Raw genomic sequence first — 22,065 nt, 5'->3', positions numbered from 1 at the left:
ACGCTACGTTGGCCGACGCCAGGGCGTTGCTATCGTTTTAATTGACTGCGAATCCGAAACCAGAGACTAAGAGCTTTAAGTCTTCCTCTTGGAGACGCTCACGATCTTCTCCTGCATTGATCGCTCGCGGTCCGCGCCTGTTCCGACTTTGATGCTGGTGGTGATTCGCGGCGCGCCCATCGGGTGAACCCGCTCGTGGCAGAACTTGATGGCCACAAATTCCTCGTTTGCAAAGCGGGCAACCTTGAGCTACTCCCCTGTCTTCGGCTTTGACTCAACCGGCAACAGTTGCAGGGCATCCAGGATCACGAAGCCGGTTGTATCAACGTTTGTGACTTCAATAACGGTTTCCATGTCTGCCCGGAGATCGACGGTGGCGACTGGCCGAAAGTGTTTTCCCGAAGGGAGCGGCTTGGTTTGATCAACCATAAACGTCCTCGTGTCAGCCCCGGAGGAGACGATCAGGGGAACATTCTTAGAACGGGTCGCATGGGCGGAGTAAGCAAGCAGGATTTGGTATCGGCCCGACTTGGGAACCTGCAAGCGAAAGGTCGCGGTGGTTTTGCCATCGCCTTTCGATTCGGGATCATCGTCTCCGCAGAAGATGTAGCCGCCTTCGATGTACGGCTTGAAGTTTGTGGAACGCGACCAGGTTCCCGAGAGTTTCGCTTGGGCATCGTCGAGCACGATTCCCGGCAACGACTGAGCGGCGATTGACCCATCCTGAGTTGGCAAATCCGCAACGTCCGGCAATTCCAGCACCTGCCCCTGCGCCAGCAAACGCTCGCGGAGTTTTGCGTAGGTCAGCTTCTGGACAGGCACGCCTTGATCAGCGGCGAGCGCTGCGGCGATGCCCGCTCCCTGGCCGATCACCATCCAAGCTCCCTCAATGCGCAGCGAGGAGATGCCCACGTGCGTGCAGGAGAGGGCAACCGGGACCAGCAAGTTGTCGCACTGCTCGGGTTTGGGCAGGATCGACCGGTAGGGCACATGGTAAGCGTAGCCCTGTTTGGGATTCTCTCGCCGCACCGGGAAAATCGTCCCCTCGTTGATCACTCCGCCGCCCTTGAGAGCGATCCGCTGGCAGTCGTGCGAGTCGATCGGGAACGACGAGATCGCAATCGGATCGTCCTGCTTGGGCGTTTCGAGGATGTCTTTTTGACTGATGACGTACTGGCCCTTCATTCGTCGGGATTCGCGGACGTAAATCGCAGGTGAGAAGTGGTCGTAGTTGGCAAACTCATCCTTGCAGAGGCCCAGCCTGGCGTAGCGATCCCGCATCGCTTTCGGCACGGCCGGGTCGGTGGTCAGAAAATGATAGAGCTCCAGCGTGTATTGTTTGTGCGCTTCACAAATCTTCGCTCGGCCCGCTTGATCGGCCGAGTGCCAATCATTGCCTCCACCGACCAGCCCGATGGAAAACTGTCCTCCGATTGAGTTGTTACCGTCGAACTTGTTGCCAGGCAGCGGATACAGGTCGAAGCCAACGCGTCTCTCGCCGGCCTGGAGCGCACGGCGAACGATCTCGAAACGGGCCGGATCATAGTTCGCCGGCTTTGGCATCGGCACGCGGTTGTCGGGGTCTTCGGTCAGACACAACCGAAAACTGTAAGTCATCACGTTCTTATCACCCGCCGCTTCGTCGCCGGCGTCGTCGGTGGTGATCAGCGGCAACAGCTTGCCTTCATCGTCGAAGCCGTTGATGTTCATCTTCGCCTTGGGGTACTGCTTCCCGGCCAGCGATTCGCCGTGTTCCTTCCGGCCCTCGCGACCGATTGTCCAATCGACTCCGGCGGCCGCCATCAGGTCGCCTTCGTAGGTACCGTCGACAAAGACTCTGGCCGTGAACGTGCCGTTGTCTGTTACCAGTGACGTGATTCGCGGTCCGTCTTTCGTGACCGATTTGAGATAGTGCTCCGTCAGCACGTTGACCCCGGCCTCGTCAAGCATCTGCATGGTGACTCGCGTCGCGACATGCGGCTCGAACGTCCAGCGCGACTGATCTTTCTTCGCCGGATCATATGGGGCTTGCAGGCCGCGATCAGTGTAGTCCTTCACCACACGTGTGTGCCACTCATCAAACAGCCCCATCAGCGTGCTACGAACCATCTGGTTCGAGTCGCAGTGGCTCAAACCACCCGTGCTCATGGCACCGACGTGGTCCGTTGGTTCCAGCAGAATGACCGAAGCTCCCTCGCGGGCGGCCGCAATGGCAGCGCAGAAGCCTCCGGGCGTCGAACCGTAGACGATCACATCTGCGGGCGGTACTTTGTCATCGGCGTGGGCAACAGCCGCCAGAGACGCGACAACAAGCAGCAAGACTGCGGCTAAGTGATGGCAACGACACATAAGTTGGGTTCACACATGTGCGGAAGGGCATTGGGGCGAATGATAGCTGTCCATTGTAGCCAGAGGTGTGATTGACCGCACGCCAGCCAGATCGAAGCGACACATAAGCTGACCAGTGGCGACAATCATTTGCAGGAAGGCGGCATAAGAAAACGCCCCCGGCCCGAGCACTCGAACCGAGGGCGTTGGTAAGCGCTACGGACAGCGGGAGACAACGGTGCGAGTGCGTCAATCATCGGGTTGACGCTGTCGTTTTTATTGCTAACGGGTATTGGTAGTATCCTGCGGAAAAGTCCATCCATCCTGCACCAACGGTCTGTCGCAATCTGCTTTTCTCACTTCTTCAGCCACAAGCAGTCCCCCTGTGGTTCGTCTGGACTTGACTATTCTCCGATGTCTTCGTTCCAGAGCTCCGGCTGGGACTGGATGTAATCCTGCATCAGTTTGACACACTCGGGGTTATCAGCAATATCGATAGTCACACCTCTCCTTCGGACGTAGCCTTCAGGCCCACGGAACGTTCGGTTTTCCCCGATAAAGATCCGTGGAATACCGTAGAGCAACGCCATCCCCGAACACATATCGCACGGGGACAACGTGGAATATAAAACGCTCCGCCGATAGTCTCCCGCTTTGAGCCGCCCCGCGTTTTCAACAGCATCCATCTCGGCATGCAGGATGGCACTGCCATTTTGCACCCGGCGATTGTGTCCACGCCCGACAATCTGGCCGTCAATAACCAAGACTGATCCAATGGGAATCCCGCCCTCAGCAAGTCCTTTTCGGGCTTCCTCAATAGCGGCTTGCAAAAATCGTTCATCTGCAGCTTGGTTCATATGCCTTTCCTGGAAAACGTTGGGCGAAAGCTTGGCCGGAGGACGTCGTGTCCTTTATTGGACAAGCGAATGACGTCGAAAATTTGAGCAGCGTTGAGTTGCTCTCACTCACATCTGCCTCCAATCGGGAAGGCCTCGTCGCATTTTCCTCGTCACTTTCTCTGCGTCAAACTGCTGGCAATCGAACTTCCCTCGCCACTGTAACATCTCCCCGTGTCGTTCGTGGTTTGGATCGGAGATAGCTTCAAAGTATTCGGCGTATCCACCGACACCACCAACGTCCTCGGGGGCACAAGCGTTTTCAGCCCCATCAGATAGCGATTCTGAATTTCGGTCAGGTCTAAGAGTCACCCTTGCAGCCCACGGCGGTGCAGACGTGTCCGCCAAGTTTCCCGTTCCCTATGAGGCTTTGGAAGGCGCGAGGTATGCAGGCCCCTCCGTGCCGACTGACGAATTGAGAGCGCGGCCATCCGCCCGACTCTTGTCTTGGTCACCGGCGCGACTGGCTATGTCGCGGGTTAGGTCGTGAGACGACTGCTACGAAGTCCATGCGGCGGTATCTAACGGACGAATTCCTGAGTGTCCTGGAAGGAAGCTCGCCGAATAGCAGGCGATAGGCGCCGGCAAATCGACCGAGATCCCAAAAACCTAATGAGAAGGCAACCCGCGTAACGGTTGTCTCGTCGGGACAACTCGCACGAAGCAGTCGCCGGGCTTCATGCAACCGACGGATACGAAGGTATTCCACGGGTGAGAGTCCATAGCATTTTCGAAAGGCGGTACGAAGAGTTCGTTCGGCCACGCCACTGTCTTGAGCCAGATCCGGAACAGTCAACAACCGATCGCTCTGATTTTCTGCCAGCTCTATGGTTGTCATTGTTTGGCGACGCCAGCGAACAAAGTTGCGACTCGAAGAAGCCTCAGACGTTGCAAAGAGTTCCCTGGTCGTGGCCAGGAATTCATTCCGAAAGGACTCCACCGCTGCGTGAGAGTCCAAGAGCAATGGCTTGGATTCGGCGACTGAGAGAAAGCGGCTGACCAGCGACATGAACTGTCGGGTCACGCGCGGTGGCGGCTTGAGCAGGTGGGGGCTGGCGATGGATGCACGCTCATACTCGGGGTCAGTATGAAACAGAAGGGATGGTGGAACAACAACCATGATCCACTCGTGACTCAATTGGGAAGCGAGACAAAACTCGCCACTCGGCGGAACTGCAAAAACATCGTCCACGGTCGTCTCTTGCCCATTAGCACGTCCTGGTCGCGACGGGCTGTGCTGGTGGAAAAACGTCCAGCCATCGCTAACGGTTGCCCCCTCGGCAATGTTGCCTCCGCCTTCGTAGCCTTGCTGAATGCGAAGCGATCCGACGGTCGCATACTGCAGCATCCAATGAGGCTCCTCAAGGGAGGGTATCCGCATCCTCACGGATGCGTCCTGCACGGCCTCTGCGAAGGCTTCATATTCGGTAAAAGAGACACGGGCCATGCTGATTTCCGGGTGCGGACGAAGATTGAAATCTTTGAAGATTCTAGCTTAACCAGCAAGTGGCCGAAATTACGTAGACTCCACCGATCTCTCGACCTAGACTGCCATTCTTGCCTAGAATTGGCCACCGAACACCCTCCAGATTAGGACGCTTCGAGCACACGGACCAGGCAGATTCGTCGATGCTTCATCTGATCTTCAAGAATGTATTTTGCTTTACCTCGGGAGAGAGAATGTTGAGAAGCCTGACTTGGTTCGTGCTCGCATTTGCGATGGTCACGCCGTCACTGGCCGCGGACAAACCCAATATCCTTGTGATCATGGGGGACGACATCGGTTGGTATAACCCGTCGTGCTACAACCTTGGCGTGATGGGGTATCGGACGCCGAACATCGATCGTATCGCTCGGGAAGGCGTTATGTTCACCGATGCGTATGGTCAACAAAGCTGCACCGCCGGTCGTGCGGCATTTATCACTGGGCAGTCTCCCAAGCGAACGGGACTGCTAAAAATCGGTATGCCGGGTGATCCCATTGGACTGCAGCCCGAAGACCCAACGATCGCGGAATTGCTGAAGCCGATGGGCTATGCGACCGGACAGTTTGGAAAGAACCACTTGGGCGACCTCGATGAATTCTTGCCAACCAATCATGGTTTCGACGAGTTCTTCGGCAACCTCTATCACCTGAACGCCGAGGAAGAGCCTGAGAATTCAGACTACCCGAAGGATCCAGAGTTTCGCAAAAAGTTTGGTCCGCGCGGCGTGATCAAGTCCACCGCCGACGGCAAGATTGAAGACACGGGGCCGTTGACCTCGAAGCGTATGGAAACGGTCGACGGCGAGTTTCTCGACGCCACGTTTGACTTTATGGAACGGCAAGTGGAGGCAGACAAGCCTTTCTTTTGCTGGTTTAATACGACTCGCATGCACATCTTCACACACCTGAAGGAAGAGGCAGATGGCAAGACGGGGCTCGGAATCTACGCTGATGGCATGACTGAGCACGACGGGCACGTCGGGCAATTGCTGGACAAACTTGATGAGCTTGGCGTCGACGAGAACACGATTGTCATCTACACGACCGACAATGGTGCGGAAAAATTCTCCTGGCCCGACGGGGGCACCAGTCCTTTCCGAGGTGAAAAGGCTTCGACCTGGGAAGGCGGCATTCGAGTGCCGTTTGCGATCCGTTGGCCCGCTGGCATCAAGGGTGGACGCATCTCAAACGAGATCCTTTCACTGGAGGATTGCCTGCCGACCTTGTTAGCTGCCGCTGGTGAGCCTGAGATCAAAGAAAAACTCCTCAAAGGGCACCAAGTAGGGGCCAAGAATTTCAAAGTTCACGTCGACGGCTATAACTTCTTGCCTTACTTGAAAGGCGAGGTCGACGAAGGTCCGCGTGACACGTTTTACGCTTTCGTCGATGACGGCTCCTTGGGTGCATTGCGTTACAAACGTTTCAAGTTTCATTTTTCAACTCAAACGCGTGATGGCGTCGGATCCTGGTTCTTCGCCCAGGAAACTCGCAAAGCGCCGTTGATCATCGATTTGCGTGCTGACCCTTTTGAAGTCGCTCCGGAAGACTCGTCTTACTATGACGACTGGCTTGTTCGGCACATGTACGTATTGGTTCCGGTGAAGAACCTTGTGGGCAAATTCATGGCGACCTTCGAAGAATTTCCTCCGCGACAAGAGGCAGGCAGCTTCACGCCGAAGCAATAACGATCCTCCAACAGGAAACCGAAATGAAACGACTCACTCTACTGTGCCTACTAATCACCTTCGTTGGTTCCATTGCTTGGGGAGAGGAGCAAAAGGATGTTGGATTCGCCAAAACGGTTCAGATGGCCGACCACTTGGAGCCGTTTATCCCGAGGCCCGAGCAAGATGCGGCCGCCAAGAAAAAGCTGGCCGCTTTGGAAGCCAAGTTTGGTCGCAAGCCCAACGTTGTCATCCTGTTGGTCGACGACATGGGCTGGGGCGACCCCGGCTGCTATGGCGGTGGAATGCTGATCGGTGCTCCGACCCCCACGATCGACAAGATGGCTCGCGAAGGCCTGAAGCTGCTTTCTACCTACGCCCAACCAACTTGCACGCCGACGCGAGCGGCACTGCACACAGGGCGAATTCCAACACGCAGCGGATTAACGCGTCCAACGCTCAGCGGCGAAAAACCCAAGGTCAATCCTTGGGACGGGGAAGTGACCACCGCAAAGCTGCTGTCCGATGCCGGATACCGAACCGCGATGTCGGGTAAATGGCACCTGGGAGAAGGCGAGGGATCCTACCCGCACCAAGTTGGCTATGACGAATACCAAGGCATCCTGTCGGTCATCAGCGATTTTTCTCAGCAGCTAGATAAGCGACTCTACCCGGACCTGGTCCTCCGCCCCGGGCGTCTCGCCGCGGTGAAGCAAATGAGCGAACCGGCAATCACGTCGGGCGAAAGGGGAGGCCAACTTGAGGTTGCTGAGGAGATCAACAGCATCGAGGAGCTGAGCCAGATTGACCAGAAGTTTGCTGACTTTTCAGAGGACTTTATCCGTCGCAGCGTAAGCGATGAAAAGCCATTCTACCTGTACCACTCGTTCGCCCGACTTCACAACGACACGTATCCGGCCAAGCAATACGAAGGCAAAAGTCCGGCCGGATTCCCTTATCGCGACGCCATGCTTGAAGTCGACGATATCTGCAAGCGCCTACTCAACGTCCTTGACGAAACCGGCCAGACCGAAAACACGCTGGTCTTCTTCACGTCTGACAATGGCGCCAATGAGGATCTGTTCCCCGACTGCGGCTACCAGCCATTTCGCGGCGGCAAGGGTTCGACCTGGGAAGGTGGAGTGCGTGTCCCTGGGATCGCTTATTGGCCTGGGACCATCGCCCCGGGACGTGTCAGCGAAGGGCTGTTTGATCTTTGCGACATGTTCAATACGCCGCTAGCCATCGCCGGCGTCGCCGACTCGATTCCCAGCGAGAGATACATCGATGGGATCGACCAGACGTCGTTTCTGATCGCAGACGACGGTCAATCAAAACGTGACGCCGTGTTCATTTATGCGGAGAACGATCTGATGGCGGTTCGGTGGATGGAATACAAGGTTCATTTTAAGGTCTTCCAGAACCAAGCGGTCCGACGGAATCTTGACGAATCGACGGTCAGCAATCTTGGAATGAGTCCCTGGGTGTACAACCTGTACATGGACCCCAAAGAGCAAGGCAGCACCGGACATTCACGTTTCGAGTGGGGATTGCCCCAAATCCTGCAGCGAGCTGGCCGACACGAAGCCACCTTTGCAAAATACCCGAGCAAGGATATCGGGCTTCGCAAGCCCGGATCATGAAGGCAAGCTGGACATCCAGTGACGCGTCCGATCACAAGCATGCAAAGGCTTACCTCACGCAAGTTTTGGATGGAAACTCAATCGACTACTACCGAAAATAGCGGGAATGACATGAAAAACGCAAAACGAAATTTTAGTCTTCTAGCGGGCAGCTTGCTGATGTTCGCGATAGTCTGTTGATCAATCGCCGACTTCGAGCGGGTTCGCAACAAACGACACAAACGATTCGCTGTTGTCGATGCGTGACATGATCCGCTCTAGTCTTAGCTCGTCATTGCCAGAGAGTCTGTCGCGAAACAAACCGCTCGCCGGATCGTAGACCAATGCGATTCGTTCACCCCGCAATAGTCCGGTCACCGACAGCGAGCAATTCCCGAGCTGAGCTTGCTCGATCAGGAGGGCCCCATCGGATTGGATAGACTCGTCATTGCGATTGGCGGCGTGAACGGTGCGCGTGAATCCGACGATTGAAGGCGTCTCCGTGGGAAAGGAAAGCAGGAAGCTTTCGAGCGCAGCACTGTCCTGCTCTGTGATTCCTCGGAAGCGATGCGAATCCGCTAAAAACTCCCGCAATGATGCTTTAGAACCATCCGCGCCGAAGCCAAATCCGCCAATGCGAGTGCCATCGCCGGTAAACGAAATTCGTTCATTGAGACCACGTAGCTGGGCAACCTTCGTTGGCTGCTCAATCAAACCAGTAAACCCGGTCGTCCCTGCACCGTTCGATCGCATGTGGCAATCAGCACAGCGGAACATATTTCGTCCCTCGCGGCCGACGTCCAAGCGTTTCATGAAAATGCGTTCTCCATCGCGGGCACTCATTCCCTGGGGGTTAGCGGACAGTGAATCATCTCGATTGCGATGTGGGTTCGGACCAAAATGGATGCTCTGCAGGTAGTCCACAAAGACAGCCAAGTCAACATCCGCAAGCTGCTCGCCTCCCATCAGATGCTCAAAAGTTCCATTGAAGGATTCGAGTCCTGGTCGATCAGCCCGCCAGTGAAATAGTTTTTCGCCGGCCAACCCTCGCAACGTTTGCGTGACCAGCGGGCCCTTCATCGGATGGACTGCTTGAGCGGTTCCGTTGCCAAACATCGATCCGCCAGGATCCCCAAGGTCCCAAGCCAAGCCATCCCGATCGCCATCGACGTGGCATGATGCACAGGATACCGTTCCGTTTCCAGACAGCTTGGCGTCAAATAGATACCCGCGACCAGCGCGAATGGCATCTGGCGTAGGATCGCTGAGCATGAGTTCGTCGACCACCCGATCCGATTCAACGTCGACTACCGAAATGCTATTGGACAGCCGGTTCAGCACGTACAGTGTGTTACCGTTGCGATGCAGTGCCAGCGATCGCGGACCACGTTTGTTCCGTGGGTCTGTGTTGGCCGCTGGTGCATCATGAAGTTCGATTCTTGTGAGAACTTTGCCTGCCTCGTCCAAAACTCCAATACGGTCGGTACCGAACGAGGCAACGAAGGCTTTGTCGCCAATGAGATTAAAGACAATGTCAGTTGGTTGCGCAATGGCTGTCTCCAGCCCAACAGTGCTGGGAAGTTGCTCGTAGTCGATGTGTGGGTTTAAGTCGGTGAGCGAGACTGGAGAATCTGAAGTGCCGACCACATCGAGTCGACTAATGCGATTGTCGACCACATGCCCATTCAATTGAGGCTCGAACCGAACGAGGTTCCTGGCTTCAGTGTTTGCCACCCACACCTCCCCCGATTTCGGATGCTGGGCCAGATTGAAAAGCGTGGTGCCAACTCCCGCAAAGCAACGGCGGACGCTGAGCGTTTCGACGTCGATCTCAAAAATGTCTTCATCCTTCAGTTCAAAGCCTATTTGACTTTTCCAGCGAGGGTCGTCGGCGGACACGATGATTCCCTGCCGCGGCGGATCGGGAAGTTCGGAATTCGTAGGTGTCGGTGGCGCGGGTGCGGCTTTGTGAGGAACAACCGTGGTGCCGTTACCCGACAGGTAGCTGGCGACCCAAACTGTCGTCCCATCGGAGCTAGCCAGCAAAGTGCGCGGAGAGTGCGCCGGAATCGATATTCGCTTCTTGATCTTCCGTGTGGCGACATCGATCACGTAAACGCTCTGCTCATTCATTGATGAAACGAAGGCCAGACGGCCTTGATCTGAGAAGACAACATCACCGGGTCGGTCTCCAACCTGAACCGTTTCGACGACGACCCCACGCCGGAGATCGATCACGCTGACGGAATCGGAGAGGTGATTCACCACCCACACCTCGTTCTCCGACTGCTGGGCAACCGATACCGGCTCGAGCCCCACGGGGATCTCAGTTGAAACTTTGGGAGACGTCGGCTCGTCAATCGATAGCACGACTAGGGAGTTCGCCGGAGTGTTGACGACGAACAGTCGGTTTCCCTCCCTGGATGTCGTGAGCCCATGCGACTGCGGGCTTTCGAAGTTCACGAACGCCCGTTCTTGTGCCGCGCAGTCTTCGGCGTTAGCAACCACAAGTAGCGTAAAGAGCAGGTGATAGATCAAACGTCTCACGGCGAATATACCTCTATTTCCTTCTTGACAGTTTTCTTTCGACAACGACATAGGGTTTGGGCTGGTAGCCTCATTTGTCTGCAGTTCGAAAGTCCCATTTCAGATAGGGCATACCTTTCGGCGACGATGTCCAGACCGACTGCCCTCCGGCCGTGTAGGACACCACCGCTTCGACTCGCGGTGCTCGATAGAGTCCAACGGGCTTCTCGGCAACGCGCCAGCCACCCGCTTCCGGCATGGAATCCAAGTAGTACTCGAATCCAAATGGCAGATCGCCTTCCCAAGGACGCCCGTCTTCAGTCTTGCCACCGGAAAAGACAAACTCCACGTAGATGGCGTCCGTGCCGTTGTATTCAAAGGGCTTATCGAAACGAAAATTGAGCGCGTTCTGCGGGCCGCCCCATTCCGCCGGCTCTGTCACCGGAAAGCCCTTGAGTGTGGGGAAGCTCCAGGGCTTCGAAAAAGCCAACACTGCTTCATCAACGAGGGCAAAATCTTCAGACGCGTTGTACTTGATGGTCGACCAGTTGCCGTGTGCGATTCGAATCGTGACGTTCTCCCAGCTGCGGCCGATCGAGTCGTGGTCGCGATGGTCGAGTCGAAAAGAGAGACCTTCAATCAGACGCGGTTCGCCTCGGTGGCTATTGTCCATAAAGCGATGCGTCGCTTCGGCGGCCCACCCGAAGAACCCAGTTGCTACCGGACCCTCCTGGTCACCAGCAGTGGATGTGGTTGGCAAAGAGGCACTGAGTTTTCGCTGCCCCTCGAGACTCTGGCCGAGGATCATGTAGTCCGACCCTTTTGCGCCTATCACTTTCGGTCCCCGTACTTTTGACGACTGGCCAGAGACGACAGAATTGTAAAGGTCTTTGGCTTCCGCCTCGGTTAGTTTGCCTTCAGACACCAGCACCTTGAGCTTACCCGTGAAGGCAGATAGATCAGGCGTTTTCGACTTGTCGCCGGTTTTGCCCACCCGCGCAGCGACCGCATCGTATTTCTGGACAGCTTGATCCTTCGTCAACTTGCCAGCCTCCACTGCTTTTGCAAGTTCCGCTTTTAAAGCAGCCAAGTCTTGTGGCTTGCCATCCTGAGCGTAGGCACTGGCGACGGACAGTGCCGCACCGACAATCAGGACCAAGGTAAGTGCAAACTTCTGTTGCATAATTCTTCCTTTCAACTAGCGAGGATTTCAATACGGATAATCTCAAACTTAGCGGTGTTCGATTCCGTGACACACCACCAATCGTGTACCACCGAACCGGTTGGTGGATTGCCTGACTTTGGCAAGAGTTCGCCGGCGCCCACGACCCATTCGAACTTGCCTTCCGGAGATAAATTCAATTCCTGCGAGGTAACCTCGCAAGTGAACTTGTCGTAGAATCCGCCTCTAACCCCATAAGTGCTGACTCCCATTTCCAGATTGGCTGATGCGAAAATTCGGCCGGTGATACGGAGCTTAGATTGATTCGTCAGCAAGACTCGGCTCCCGGCCTCACCCCGCACATCCAGCCAGACCAAGCAACCAATTTTCGACGGCTTCCCCCAGACGGATCCCTGGCTATCCAGGCGGACCGCTTGCTGGTACTCAGCCAGTGCTTCGGCCTCGGTGATTTCTCCCGCCTCAATCGATTGCTTTAGCTTGATTCCCAACTCGAACAGCGCTGGCTTCCAATAACCATGCAGCACCTCCAAGTCGTTTGCCAAGCGACTTTGCCACGTTGTAACTTGCGGCCCAAGTGGCTGGACAGAGAATTCCGCCGCCGGGTCAAGTGAAGCAACTGCTCGATGCTCGGCAGAGACATCCAGTGCTTTGCCATCACTGGATCGCAGAAAACGAACGCGACCTTCATTGACGGCCAGCTCCGTGTCGGTGGTTCGAGCTGATAGGTTGAATTGCGTCCCCAAAACCTCTATCTCAGCCGCCAGCGTTCGTACGATCATCGGCGAATCGGCTGGTTGCGGCTCAACGTCGGCAGACATGCTTCCGCGATGTAGTTGCAGTCGTTTTTGACCCCGATCGGAAAGAACCGCCTCTGCTTCGCCGGACAATGTCACGAGCGAACCATCATGGAAACGGAAAGACGCCCAAGCATCGGCGGCGAGAACTTCCAATGTGCCGCCGGAAAGTGATTCGCCCGTATCAAGTTCGGTATGCACCACGCCGTCTTGTCCCGTCCAGCGAACTGGACCGTGGAACTCCGCGATGGTCCCAATGGTCGCGTCGCCAGAACTCAGCCAAACGAAGCTCGTAAAGACGAAGAGTGCGGCTGCCAAGACAGCCGCAGCGGTCCACGGCCCCCAGGCAAATCGCGAAGCAATTGACCTGGTCGCCGCCGGCAACACAAGGTTTTGGTTATGCAATCCTGGTTCGCCACCGAGTGTCATCTCTTCCATCGCGTCGATCAAGTTCATCTCGCGCAGAAACTGCTCGCGGGCGTCGCGATTGTCTTGCAACATTCGCTCCAAACGCTCAAGCTCCGCCCCACTGATCGTCCCATCGCCGTAGGCCCTGGCGAGTGCTTTCAGTTCGTCGTTCATTCAGTTACCTCCCTCAGCGAGTTTCCGTCTGACACACTCGCCCATCCGATCACGCAGTTTGTTGACTCGGCTGTAGAGCCGACGGGCGTGGTGCCCCAGTTGCCGGGCAATGTCCGACACGGAATCTCCACGCGTGTGGACGCTCAAAAGAAGTCGCCGATCTGCGGGCGACAAGCCGTTCAAGCAGTCCTCGAGGGCTTGGCGTTCTCGCTCCGCGACGAGGTGCCGATCCTCAGCGTCAACCGACAGCAACTGGATGGTTTCGTCGCTGAGCACCAATCGATCGCGAGCACATTTTCGGCGGTACTTGAGGACCTCGAACCTCGCAATCACACACGCCCATCGAAAGAAAGCGTCTTGGGAATCGCCAACCTGGAAGTCAGAAAACTTGCGCCAGCAGGCCAAGCCCACTTCCTGCATCACTTCGTCAGCATCCTGCGACGACGGCAGCACGCACCGAATCACGCCACGAACGGCCCGCTCGTTGCGAGCAAACAGAGCCACGAATTGATCGTAGCGGTCGGCATTTGGGGGTTCAGTCATCTTGTCTGCGAAACTCCTTGCCTACTTACTCCCGGTGATTGCGGATTTACCGAGCATTTTTTAAGAATTTTGCACGCCCCGCGACGGTGGTGTTGGCGTGAGCGGACGCGTCTTAGGTGCGTGCCAGGGGCGAAAATGGGGTTATGGCTCGAGCCCGTCTCGCGGCCACGCGAAGGTAGTGTTTTAACAGCCCGCCGAGCCGCTGTCGGCACTTGATGCCAGCTGAATCCGGGGACGATGAATCACTGCTGCTGGATTTCTCGTCGCCATCCGAGCTCGCCACCGGAATTTCAGGACGCCGTTTTCCTTCGATTGGTGCGGCCGCTCCTCGTGGTAGGGCTTCACCGAAATCGCCTCGGCGGCGGTGAGGACTTCCCTCTCTGGCAGACCTCCATTCTTCACGACGAGTCGTCTTCCTCGCTCGTCGGTGCGATCGGCATGCATCTCGACGAAGTCATTGACTGGCCCAACTATCCATGTATCCTCGACGATTGACCGCCGTGATACGACGACAAAAAGTAAACGCCTTATAATTTGAACCTTGCCAAGCCAGCTTAACCTGCCTTTTCTCGTGCCGTGTCAGTGATGATCAATTTCATGGTCATCATCGTTTGGCTCTCTGATTTCATCTCGATCGTTACTTCCACCAAACCGTGGTGGCGGAAACGTCTTGCTTAATAATTGCTCAAAGCCTGAGACGACGTCAAATAGTTCCTCGTCGATGCTGCCTTGTCGCTGGCGGTGGAATTGGGTGTGCAGGGTTTCGAGTAGCTCGTCGATGTTTTTATCGGCTCGCTGCATGGCGGCGAGTCGGCTGGCGTTCTCGCTGGCGAGCGACTCAGCACAGGCTCGGTACAACGTGATGAACAGGTATTCGTGGATCAGTGATTGCAACGTCACCAGATGGCCTCCCAGGATTTCCGCGCGGCTGTGCGTCGGCCATTGAAGTTCGGTCAGGCGTTGTTTCCATTGCGAGTCGAGTGGTAGCATTCGCTGCGAGACCGGTTCATAAAGTGATCCAGTCTGCGGGCGGTTGTGGAACACGAAAAAGGAAGTCGGTTCGTGTTCGAGTTGATCACTGATGCTTTCGATTTGCATTTGTCCCACCAGCGCTGCAATTCCCTTGACAGAATTGGGCACCGAAAACAGCCCCTGAAGCGGCAAGCCGGAATCCGCGAGCCTCCCATGCACTCGTTCGCCGACGGCCCAAACCTTCAGCTCGCCGGCAAGATCCGACAGCTTCTCCACGGCAAAGTCGGTGATCACGTCGTTGAATTGGCCCACCAGACCTTGGTCGGAACCAAACACGATGGCGGAGATGATCTTAGGCTTTCCCGTTGTCGTCGTCGAATGCACCGGAGTTAGAAGCTCTTCTTTTTGAAAGCAAGCACTCAGCCCAAGTTCGATGGCTTGGTAGTAGTCACGCAAGGCGAGTACGGAGCGTTCATACTGTTCAACGCTGGACGCCGCTATCGCTTTCATTGTGCGAACCACCGATTGCAGGTCGTCGGCGGTGCTGATCTTGCGCCGCAAGTCCGCCATGCTATTGCTCATGACGATCCTTTTACGACGGACGCAATCGCGCTGCGAGTTAGCTCGACAATTGCTTGCTGATCTTCGTTGCTGAACTTCTTGACTGTGTCCAACCGTTCGCGAATCGCAGCTGGCATGTTGGCCGCCGTGACTTTCACCGATTGTTCCGCTTCCGGCATCGTCTCGATCGGCACGTCGTCAAAGAGTCCCTCGCTCAACGCCAGCAAGATTGCGATTTGTGAAGGAACTGACACCGGCGAAAACTCGGGCTGCTTCAGACATGATCGGATTCGCTGACCATTTGCGATAATCGCGCGAGTGCTATCGTCCAGCCGTGCACCAAATCGCGCGAACGTCTCCAATTCCTGAAACTGAGCGTAGGCAAGTTTCAAATCTCCAGCGACCGATCGGTAGGTCGGTCGCTGAGCTTTGCCACCGACACGCGAAACCGATTTTCCCACATCCACCGCAGGCAGGACGCCAAGCTCGAACAGGGACGGGGACAAATAGATTTGCCCGTCGGTTATGGAAATCAGGTTCGTGGGAATGTACGCGGAAATATCCTGTGCTTCCGTTTCGATGATCGGAAGGGCTGTCAGTGATCCGCCGCCCAAGTCCTCTCGTAGGTGCGTTGAGCGTTCCAGCAATCGTGAGTGAATGTAAAAAATGTCGCCCGGAAACGCCTCTCGCCCCGGTGGCCGACGCAGCAACAGGGACAGTTCGCGATAAGCTCGCGCGTGCTGAGTCAAGTCATCGTAGACGATCAGCACATCGCGACCTTGCTCCATAAAGTACTCGGCAATGCTGGTTGCTGCGTACGGTGCGATGTAGGCCAAGCCGGGTGGATCGTTTCCTTCACTTACCACCACAACCGTGTATTCCATCGCGTTGTTCTCCTTCAGAACCGCGACAGCTTTGGCGACCGCGGAAGCCCGCTGACCGATCGCGCAGTAAACGCAAACGGTATCTTGGCCCCGCTGATTAATCATCGTGTCGAGTGCAATCGCGGTCTTTCCGGTCTGACGATCACCCAGAATCAACTCGCGTTGCCCTCGTCCAATGGGAATCAAAGCGTCGATGACTTTAATTCCCGTTTGCAGCGGCACGGTCACCGGAGCACGATCCATGATCGGCGGTGCGGGGCGCTCGATGGGAAGACGCTCGTTGCAATGCACGACGCCGTTGCCATCAAGAGGTCGCCCGAGTGGATCGACCACGCGTCCCAGCAAACCTTCGCCGACAGCCACATCCATCACTCGGCCGGTCCGCCAGACCTCGTCGCCTGCATGCAACCGCGAATAGTTGCCCAGCAACACGACGCCTACCTCGTGCTCGTCCACATTGAACGCAATGCCGAACACGTCGCCGGGAAAACGCACAAGTTCCTCAAAGCCAACATTTGGCAGCCCCGACACCTTCGCGATCCCGGTTGCGACATTGGTAATCGTGCCAATTTCGTGAAGTGATAGTATTGGCGTGAAGGCTTCGCGGTAGTTTGTGAGTTGCGAGAAAACGTTATCATAGATGGCTTGTAGAGTGCTCATGGCAAATTGGTTACCTCTGCCTCCGCGCTTTCTAAATACCCCTTCACGCTCCACGCCATTTTCTTACCGTTGACCGTTAACTCGATGCCGCTGATGAGGTTTGGTTCAGCATCGAACTGGATCGGAACGTCAGCTGACATCATGTCGTTCAATGCCGATTGAATTTGCGATCGCTGCTCGGTTGGCAATTCAAATGCACTTCGCACTCGTGTCGATTGCTTGCCGTTCTCGGTGGCGGCGGACAACTCTTGTCGGACTTCTCCGTCGAGCGATCGCAGGCGATCGGTGAACACGTCACACATCCGCGTTTCCAAATCCACCGACGCCAAGTCGCCCAGCGTCTTTCGCGTCAAGGCAAAGACTTCCCGATGGGTTCGCCGCGATATCTCATCGCTCAAGTCTTTCTGCTCGGTCTCCAGCGCATCGCGTCGTTTGGTGGCAAGCTCGTCGGCGGCTTTCGTTGCTTCATCGAGCAGTCGCGTACGTTCCGTCGCCGCCTCGTCGGTGGCTTTGCTCAACAATGCGGCACGTTGCTGATCAAACTCATAGTTCTTGCGCTCGAATTCGTCGCGTTCCTGTTTTGCTTCCGCACGTTTCGCATCCGCGTCAGCCAATTCCGCCGCGATCTTCTTTTCGCGTTCATCAATGGCTTGCAGAATCGGGCGGTACAAGTATCGTTTCATTAGCCAGACAAGGATCAGGAAGTTGATGGCCTGTGCGGCGACGGTAAACCAATCGACCAGCATGAGCTAATTCCCTGCTGTTGCTTGAGCGATGAAGTGATTCCAAAACGGGTTGGCAAAAATCAGAATCATCGAAACGACAAAGCAATAGATTGCGGTCGATTCGATCATCGCCAGGCCAACGAACAGTGTCCGCGTGATGGTGGAGGACGCGTCGGGTTGTTGTGCCAGGGCACTCAACGCCGTCGCCACCGCTTTTCCTTCCGCGAGTGCCGGCATCATGCAACCGATGCTCGTTGCGAACGCGGCACAGATCATTGAGGTCATTCCAATAATGGTCATGCTGTCCATGGTTTTTCCTATTTAAGTTGTTGTGGGATATTCTTTGGTTTCGTCTCGCGGACCCTCGTAGCCGCTGCGATGTATACGGCCGCCAAGATGCTAAAGATGTACGCTTGGACCATTCCGGTCAGCAGTCCAAGTGCCGTCATGACGATGGGGAACAGCAGCGGTGTGATCGTCAGCAGAATGGCCATGATCATCGCCCCGCTCATCATGTTTCCGAACAAACGCACGGCCAACGCCAGCGTCCGCGACGTTTCGCTGATGAGGTTGAAGGGAAGCATGATCACCGTCGGTTCAATGTAGGTTCGCAAGTAGCCGCCAATTCCCTGTGCCTCGACGCCAAACATGGGAACGGCCACGAAGACGCACATTGCGAGTGCCATCGTGGTCGACAGCGAACCGGTCGGTGGTTCGTAGCCTGGAATGACGGTACATAGAGCGGAGAGCGCGACGAACAGAAACAGGGTGCCTAGAAAGCCGATGTACTTGCGAGGTTGCTTGAGTCCGATATCGGCGATCTGTTGCTGAATTCCGCAAATGACGATCTCGAGCAGGTTCTGCCAGCGACTCCGCTGGTGATCCGTCGATAGCTTTCGCGTGATCAGCTTGGCCCCGATCGCCATCGCTAACATGATCACCCAGCTGAACACAATGGTGGCGTTTAACTTGAACCATCCGTATTGCCAAAAGACAAGTTCATCGGGACTAAGTCGCATGACGAGTCTCCTGTGGCTTGGCCGAAACTTGATTCGCAGGTCGAGTTAACCGCATCACGATCAATCTCGCCGCGATGAATCCGACCAAGCAAGCCAGTAGTGGTTTGATTTGCCCATCGCTAACAAAATAGAACCCGGCAAGCGTGATGCTCATTCGAGCGAGCGCACTACCCATCATCCAGCGCGCTGGATACGGTGTCGCGACGCATTTGCGAACGGTCCACCAGAGACCGCCAAAGAAAACGCCACCCAGCACCATGCCTGCGGCGAACGCGAAAATCAAAGCCAGTCCGTCATTCATCGTCGTTCTCCTGTTCGTCCCGCATTGCTTTGTCTTCCTTTGCCACCCATTGCCAAGCACTCCAACATCCGATCAGCAGTCCAGCGATCAAAAGCGTCAGCGTCCACGAGTGGCTGGCGGCGTGCTTGCGATCCAACCACGCACCGATGGCAGCACCCAGCAGCGTGGGAACGACGATCGACCAGCCGATCAACCCCATCATGCCCAGTCCAAACCAGACGCCTTGATGCGGCGAACGCTGAGCCTTGAGTTTGCGTTTTGCCTTCGTGCCAACCTGCTGTTGAAAGCCGCTTTGTTTTTCGGACGGTTTAGTCACGATGCAACTCCGCCAAACGATGAACGATGTTCGATTCCAACTTGGCCATCGACTGGCGAACAGACTGTTGTTGTTCATCCAAAGCCATAAACTCGTCTCGTACTGCGGATTGCAGATGGCCCAGGTCCGATCCCACAATGGCGTTGCGAACGGACACCCGCACTTCCAACCCAGTCTTGATCAGTACGCCTTCGTCGATCGCCATATAGACCTGGCCTTCATCTTCCGTCTCGTAGATCAAAATCCCCGGCATCAGCGACGCCACGCAATCGAGCCGGTGAGGCAAAAGCCCGAACGACCCGACACGGGACTCGGCCACGATCCGAGCAACTCCGGTTTTGTCCGCGAACACGCCAAAGGGCAGCTGGATTTTAAGTCGCATGAGTTCCGACGACATGCTGGCTCCCTTCGTCCGAGGGTGATTCCGACTTCGGCTTCGCTTTGGATCTCGTCTTGGCCTTCACCTTTGCTTCGTCGATCTTGCCGATCATGTACAGATCGCTCTCGTCGGCATCCTCAAATTCGTCGTTCAAAATTCGCTCGCAACCATCGAGCGCGTCGTCCAGGTTGACGAGTTTTCCCTTCAAGCTCGTGAACTGTTCCGTCGTAAAGAATGGTTGCGTCAAAAAACGTTCTAAACGTCTCGCACGGCCGACGATCTTTCGGTCTTTTGGCGATAGTTGTTCCAGGCCGAGCATCGCGATGATGTCTTTCAGGTCGGCGTACTGAGCCAACGTTCGACGGAGCTCCTGAGCCAGTTCGTAATGTCGCCTGCCAACGACACTCGGCGTCGCCATTTTAGAACTCGATTGCAATGGGTCGATCGCCGGGAAAAGTCCCTCGCTGGCTCGTTTGCGTGAAAGCACGATCGACGCCGAGAGGTGTGAAAACGTATGAATGGCTGCCGGGTCGGTAAAGTCATCGGCGGGAACGTAAACGGCTTGAATCGACGTGATCGCGCCGGTGCTCGTGTTGGCAATGCGTTCCTCGAGGCTCGCAAGCTCGGTACCCATCGTCGGTTGATAGCCGAGTCGCGACGGCATCTGCCCCATCATTCCGGACACTTCCATACCGGCTTGAATAAAGCGAAAGATGTTGTCGATCAGCAACAACACGTCGCGGTGTTCGTCGTCTCGAAAATATTCTGCCATCGTGAGTGCGACATGCCCGACGCGAAACCGAGCGCCAGGTGGTTCGTTCATTTGACCGAACACCATCGCCATGTCCTTCAGCACTCCCGCGTCCTTCATTTCGCGGTACAGTTCCTCGCCTTCTCGACAACGCTCGCCGATGCCGCAGAAAATGCTGACCCCCTTTTGCTTGCCCACCATGTTGTGAATCAACTCGGTCAGCAAAACCGTCTTACCCACCCCGGCACCTCCGAACAGCCCGGCCTTCCCGCCGCGTTCGAGCGGCACAAGAACGTCGATCACCTTGATGCCCGTCTCGAAAACTTCCGATTTGGTCGACCTTCGCGACAGAGGCGGCGGGTCGCGGTGGACGCTCCGTCGCTCGACGCCTGTTAGTTCTTCACCAAGGTCAATCGTATTCCCGAACACATCGAACATGCGGGACAACAAAGCTTTGCCGACCGGAGCCTCCAATGGTCCACCGGTATCTTGCACCGTCATCCCGCGAGCCAATCCTTGCGTCGGTGTGAGCGAGATGCCACGCACGCATTGAGCGTCTTGCTGCGATAACACTTCGAGGACGATCTGCTGTTGATCGCCAGTCCGCAAAATCGAATGGATCGGAGGCAGGTGTCGATCGAAGCGAACGTCGACAACACTCCCCCGCACCGACACGACGACACCCTGGTTCAGTGAATCAGCTTGTTGGGCTTTCAAACCGGAACCTCCGAATGCGTTGGGACAAGCGGTACAATGGCATTGGGAGGGTCGACGATTGGCCGTATTGTCGTTGGTAATTCTGTCGGAACATGCAGGGTCGCGACACCGATGCGTGAATCGGCCATGCCGTAGTAAACGTCGAACCGATCGGGTTGCCCGATGTCCGTTCGGCAATCAATGCCGGTGGGGAACACCACGTTCTCGACGACGCCAGCGCGTTCGTGGGGGTCAATCGGCGTCAAAATCGGCTCAGCAGAACGATACAGAATCGTTCGCGGATGCTCTGTCGACAGGATCATAACACCGGCGGAATAGCAGAGGCGTCGGTTCGCTGCGTTGTTGGATGCTTCCGCGTGAACACCGTGATAAAGCATCATCCAGCCGTGCCGCGTCATAATCGGCGGGGTGCCGCCACCGATTTTTAGCGACTCCCAAGGCTCGACGGGCGTCGCCAAGCGATGATGGGAATTGAATAGACCCAGGTGCTTTGGCGCGATTCCATCCAGTTCCATCGGGCAATAGGAGATCCAAATGCTTTCGTGTTCGAGATCAACCATCCGCGAGCATTGATCACAGTCCGTTTCTTCCGGCAATGATCCGGGAAAGAGAGGCCGATGAATCATTGCAAGTTGCAGTTTGCCTCGGTGGTTCGGTATCGCGACTGGAAACAGACTTGCGTCTTTGTTGGCGACACCAACGAAGTCTGTACCGCGAAACGGTTCAAAGGTGGCAAGCCCTAAACGCCTCCAGTGAAACAAGTCCTCGGACACAGCCAAAGCGATGCGAGGACCAATCCTGGAAAACGCGGTGTAGGTCATCAAATAGCGCTCGAAGTGTTCGACATAGGTGACTCGGGCGTCTTCACATCCACCGCAACCATCTGCCTGCAACTCGTAATCCGCTTCCGGTTCCAACGCGATCCCCAACCGCTCGACGCCGCACGGATTACCGGCATCGTCGAACTGGACTCGAGCAATGCCAATGCGAGAGAAGTTGTCATTGGCAACGAGTCGTGGAAAGAGATACAAGTTGCCATCCGGTCCGCGAATTGCCGCCGGATTCAGAACCCCGCCGACTTCATGCGAATTACCGGGTTCCGGTTCCATGAGTAAGCTAAGGCGTTTCAGTTGAAAATTGTTCATTGCTATTTTGG

The 22,065-nt window shown here is 55.9% G+C and carries 20 protein-coding genes and 1 pseudogene; 2 read left to right on the top strand and 19 right to left on the bottom strand.

Features of this window, described 5'->3' with window-relative positions; translation table 11 throughout:
* Positions 1-75: 75 nt before the first annotated feature.
* From SH139x_RS05360 to SH139x_RS05340, 5 genes and pseudogenes are all read right to left on the bottom strand, one after another.
* Positions 76-228 (bottom strand): annotated as a pseudogene (locus SH139x_RS05360) (thiamine-binding protein); the annotation flags it as partial.
* A 21-nt stretch (positions 229-249) separates the two neighbouring features.
* Entirely contained in the window at positions 250-2,349 is a 2,100-nt protein-coding gene (locus tag SH139x_RS05355) for an FAD-dependent oxidoreductase (protein WP_488354251.1), read from the bottom strand.
* A 383-nt stretch (positions 2,350-2,732) separates the two neighbouring features.
* Positions 2,733-3,185, bottom strand: coding sequence for a nucleoside deaminase (locus tag SH139x_RS05350; RefSeq protein ID WP_488354250.1), 453 nt, complete (start codon positions 3,183-3,185; stop codon positions 2,733-2,735).
* A 108-nt stretch (positions 3,186-3,293) separates the two neighbouring features.
* Positions 3,294-3,536: an IS1096 element passenger TnpR family protein gene (locus tag SH139x_RS05345; protein ID WP_488354249.1), complete on the bottom strand. Its 243-nt coding sequence runs from the start codon at positions 3,534-3,536 to the stop codon at positions 3,294-3,296.
* 139 nt (positions 3,537-3,675) lie between these two features.
* Positions 3,676-4,671, bottom strand: coding sequence for an AraC family transcriptional regulator (locus SH139x_RS05340; RefSeq protein ID WP_488354248.1), 996 nt, complete (start codon positions 4,669-4,671; stop codon positions 3,676-3,678).
* Positions 4,672-4,904: 233 nt separating this feature from the next.
* Between SH139x_RS05340 and SH139x_RS05335 the strand changes: the two genes are divergently transcribed.
* Positions 4,905-6,395 (top strand): arylsulfatase, encoded by a 1,491-nt coding sequence (locus SH139x_RS05335; protein ID WP_488356162.1) that lies wholly within the window; start codon positions 4,905-4,907, stop codon positions 6,393-6,395.
* Positions 6,396-6,418: 23 nt separating this feature from the next.
* On the top strand, positions 6,419-8,017 hold the full coding sequence (locus SH139x_RS05330) for an arylsulfatase (RefSeq protein WP_488354247.1): 1,599 nt from the start codon (positions 6,419-6,421) through the stop codon (positions 8,015-8,017).
* 180 nt (positions 8,018-8,197) lie between these two features.
* On the opposite strand, the gene SH139x_RS05325 is transcribed toward SH139x_RS05330, so the two are convergent.
* The 14 genes from SH139x_RS05325 to SH139x_RS05260 all read right to left on the bottom strand — a co-directional run bounded on the left by SH139x_RS05325 (position 8,198) and on the right by SH139x_RS05260 (position 22,054).
* Complete coding sequence (locus tag SH139x_RS05325; RefSeq protein WP_488354246.1) at positions 8,198-10,543, bottom strand: beta-propeller fold lactonase family protein; 2,346 nt, start codon at positions 10,541-10,543, stop codon at positions 8,198-8,200.
* 70 nt (positions 10,544-10,613) lie between these two features.
* Positions 10,614-11,705, bottom strand: a complete 1,092-nt coding sequence (locus tag SH139x_RS05320; RefSeq protein ID WP_488354245.1) for a hypothetical protein — start codon at positions 11,703-11,705, stop codon at positions 10,614-10,616.
* 11 nt (positions 11,706-11,716) lie between these two features.
* Entirely contained in the window at positions 11,717-13,081 is a 1,365-nt protein-coding gene (locus SH139x_RS05315; RefSeq protein ID WP_488354244.1) for a FecR domain-containing protein, read from the bottom strand.
* Positions 13,082-13,624: a sigma-70 family RNA polymerase sigma factor gene (locus tag SH139x_RS05310; RefSeq protein ID WP_488354243.1), complete on the bottom strand. Its 543-nt coding sequence runs from the start codon at positions 13,622-13,624 to the stop codon at positions 13,082-13,084. It abuts the gene before it with no gap.
* Between the two features lie 579 nt (positions 13,625-14,203).
* A complete protein-coding gene (locus SH139x_RS05305) occupies positions 14,204-15,178 on the bottom strand; it encodes a F0F1 ATP synthase subunit gamma (protein ID WP_488354242.1) in 975 nt (324 codons plus the stop codon).
* Positions 15,175-16,701, bottom strand: a complete 1,527-nt coding sequence (locus SH139x_RS05300; protein ID WP_488354241.1) for an alternate F1F0 ATPase, F1 subunit alpha — start codon at positions 16,699-16,701, stop codon at positions 15,175-15,177. Before SH139x_RS05300 ends, SH139x_RS05305 begins: the two co-directional genes overlap by 4 nt.
* Positions 16,698-17,447 (bottom strand): F0F1 ATP synthase subunit delta, encoded by a 750-nt coding sequence (locus tag SH139x_RS05295; RefSeq protein ID WP_488354240.1) that lies wholly within the window; start codon positions 17,445-17,447, stop codon positions 16,698-16,700. Before SH139x_RS05295 ends, SH139x_RS05300 begins: the two co-directional genes overlap by 4 nt.
* A 3-nt stretch (positions 17,448-17,450) precedes the next feature.
* Positions 17,451-17,735, bottom strand: a complete 285-nt coding sequence (locus SH139x_RS05290; protein WP_488354239.1) for a F0F1 ATP synthase subunit C — start codon at positions 17,733-17,735, stop codon at positions 17,451-17,453.
* A gap of 8 nt (positions 17,736-17,743) precedes the next feature.
* A complete protein-coding gene (locus SH139x_RS05285; RefSeq protein ID WP_488354238.1) occupies positions 17,744-18,445 on the bottom strand; it encodes a F0F1 ATP synthase subunit A in 702 nt (233 codons plus the stop codon).
* Positions 18,435-18,746, bottom strand: a complete 312-nt coding sequence (locus tag SH139x_RS05280) for an N-ATPase subunit AtpR (protein WP_488354237.1) — start codon at positions 18,744-18,746, stop codon at positions 18,435-18,437. Before SH139x_RS05280 ends, SH139x_RS05285 begins: the two co-directional genes overlap by 11 nt.
* A complete protein-coding gene (locus SH139x_RS05275) occupies positions 18,739-19,062 on the bottom strand; it encodes an AtpZ/AtpI family protein (RefSeq protein ID WP_488354236.1) in 324 nt (107 codons plus the stop codon). Before SH139x_RS05275 ends, SH139x_RS05280 begins: the two co-directional genes overlap by 8 nt.
* Positions 19,055-19,459: a F0F1 ATP synthase subunit epsilon gene (locus SH139x_RS05270; RefSeq protein ID WP_488354235.1), complete on the bottom strand. Its 405-nt coding sequence runs from the start codon at positions 19,457-19,459 to the stop codon at positions 19,055-19,057. The genes SH139x_RS05275 and SH139x_RS05270 overlap by 8 nt, the downstream gene beginning before the upstream one ends.
* Positions 19,434-20,909 (bottom strand): F0F1 ATP synthase subunit beta, encoded by a 1,476-nt coding sequence (gene atpD / locus SH139x_RS05265; protein WP_488354234.1) that lies wholly within the window; start codon positions 20,907-20,909, stop codon positions 19,434-19,436. The genes SH139x_RS05270 and atpD overlap by 26 nt, the downstream gene beginning before the upstream one ends.
* On the bottom strand, positions 20,906-22,054 hold the full coding sequence (locus tag SH139x_RS05260) for a glycoside hydrolase family 130 protein (RefSeq protein ID WP_488354233.1): 1,149 nt from the start codon (positions 22,052-22,054) through the stop codon (positions 20,906-20,908). The genes atpD and SH139x_RS05260 overlap by 4 nt, the downstream gene beginning before the upstream one ends.
* Positions 22,055-22,065 lie beyond the last annotated feature (11 nt).

Origin of the sequence: Kothea flammea (assembly GCF_052161645.1) — a bacterium.
Taxonomy (GTDB): domain Bacteria; phylum Planctomycetota; class Planctomycetia; order Pirellulales; family Pirellulaceae; genus Laterigemmans.
The sequence above is the reverse complement of the archived record's forward strand: the minus strand, read 5'-3'. Positions and strand labels throughout refer to the sequence as shown.

Bases quoted from the DNA above. Each gene is read 5' to 3' on its own strand.
- SH139x_RS05335 (WP_488356162.1), top strand. From the start codon at position 4,905: ATGTTGAGAAGCCTGACTTGGTTCGTGCTCGCATTTGCGATGGTCACG.
- SH139x_RS05305 (WP_488354242.1), bottom strand. From the start codon at position 15,178: ATGAGCAATAGCATGGCGGACTTGCGGCGCAAGATCAGCACCGCCGAC.
- SH139x_RS05355 (WP_488354251.1), bottom strand. From the start codon at position 2,349: ATGTGTCGTTGCCATCACTTAGCCGCAGTCTTGCTGCTTGTTGTCGCG.
- SH139x_RS05320 (WP_488354245.1), bottom strand. From the start codon at position 11,705: ATGCAACAGAAGTTTGCACTTACCTTGGTCCTGATTGTCGGTGCGGCA.
- SH139x_RS05340 (WP_488354248.1), bottom strand. From the start codon at position 4,671: ATGGCCCGTGTCTCTTTTACCGAATATGAAGCCTTCGCAGAGGCCGTG.
- SH139x_RS05315 (WP_488354244.1), bottom strand. From the start codon at position 13,081: ATGAACGACGAACTGAAAGCACTCGCCAGGGCCTACGGCGATGGGACG.
- SH139x_RS05330 (WP_488354247.1), top strand. From the start codon at position 6,419: ATGAAACGACTCACTCTACTGTGCCTACTAATCACCTTCGTTGGTTCC.
- SH139x_RS05300 (WP_488354241.1), bottom strand. From the start codon at position 16,701: ATGAGCACTCTACAAGCCATCTATGATAACGTTTTCTCGCAACTCACA.
- SH139x_RS05270 (WP_488354235.1), bottom strand. From the start codon at position 19,459: ATGTCGTCGGAACTCATGCGACTTAAAATCCAGCTGCCCTTTGGCGTG.
- SH139x_RS05285 (WP_488354238.1), bottom strand. From the start codon at position 18,445: ATGCGACTTAGTCCCGATGAACTTGTCTTTTGGCAATACGGATGGTTC.
- SH139x_RS05350 (WP_488354250.1), bottom strand. From the start codon at position 3,185: ATGAACCAAGCTGCAGATGAACGATTTTTGCAAGCCGCTATTGAGGAA.
- SH139x_RS05290 (WP_488354239.1), bottom strand. From the start codon at position 17,735: ATGGACAGCATGACCATTATTGGAATGACCTCAATGATCTGTGCCGCG.
- SH139x_RS05295 (WP_488354240.1), bottom strand. From the start codon at position 17,447: ATGCTGGTCGATTGGTTTACCGTCGCCGCACAGGCCATCAACTTCCTG.
- SH139x_RS05310 (WP_488354243.1), bottom strand. From the start codon at position 13,624: ATGACTGAACCCCCAAATGCCGACCGCTACGATCAATTCGTGGCTCTG.
- SH139x_RS05280 (WP_488354237.1), bottom strand. From the start codon at position 18,746: ATGAATGACGGACTGGCTTTGATTTTCGCGTTCGCCGCAGGCATGGTG.
- SH139x_RS05260 (WP_488354233.1), bottom strand. From the start codon at position 22,054: ATGAACAATTTTCAACTGAAACGCCTTAGCTTACTCATGGAACCGGAA.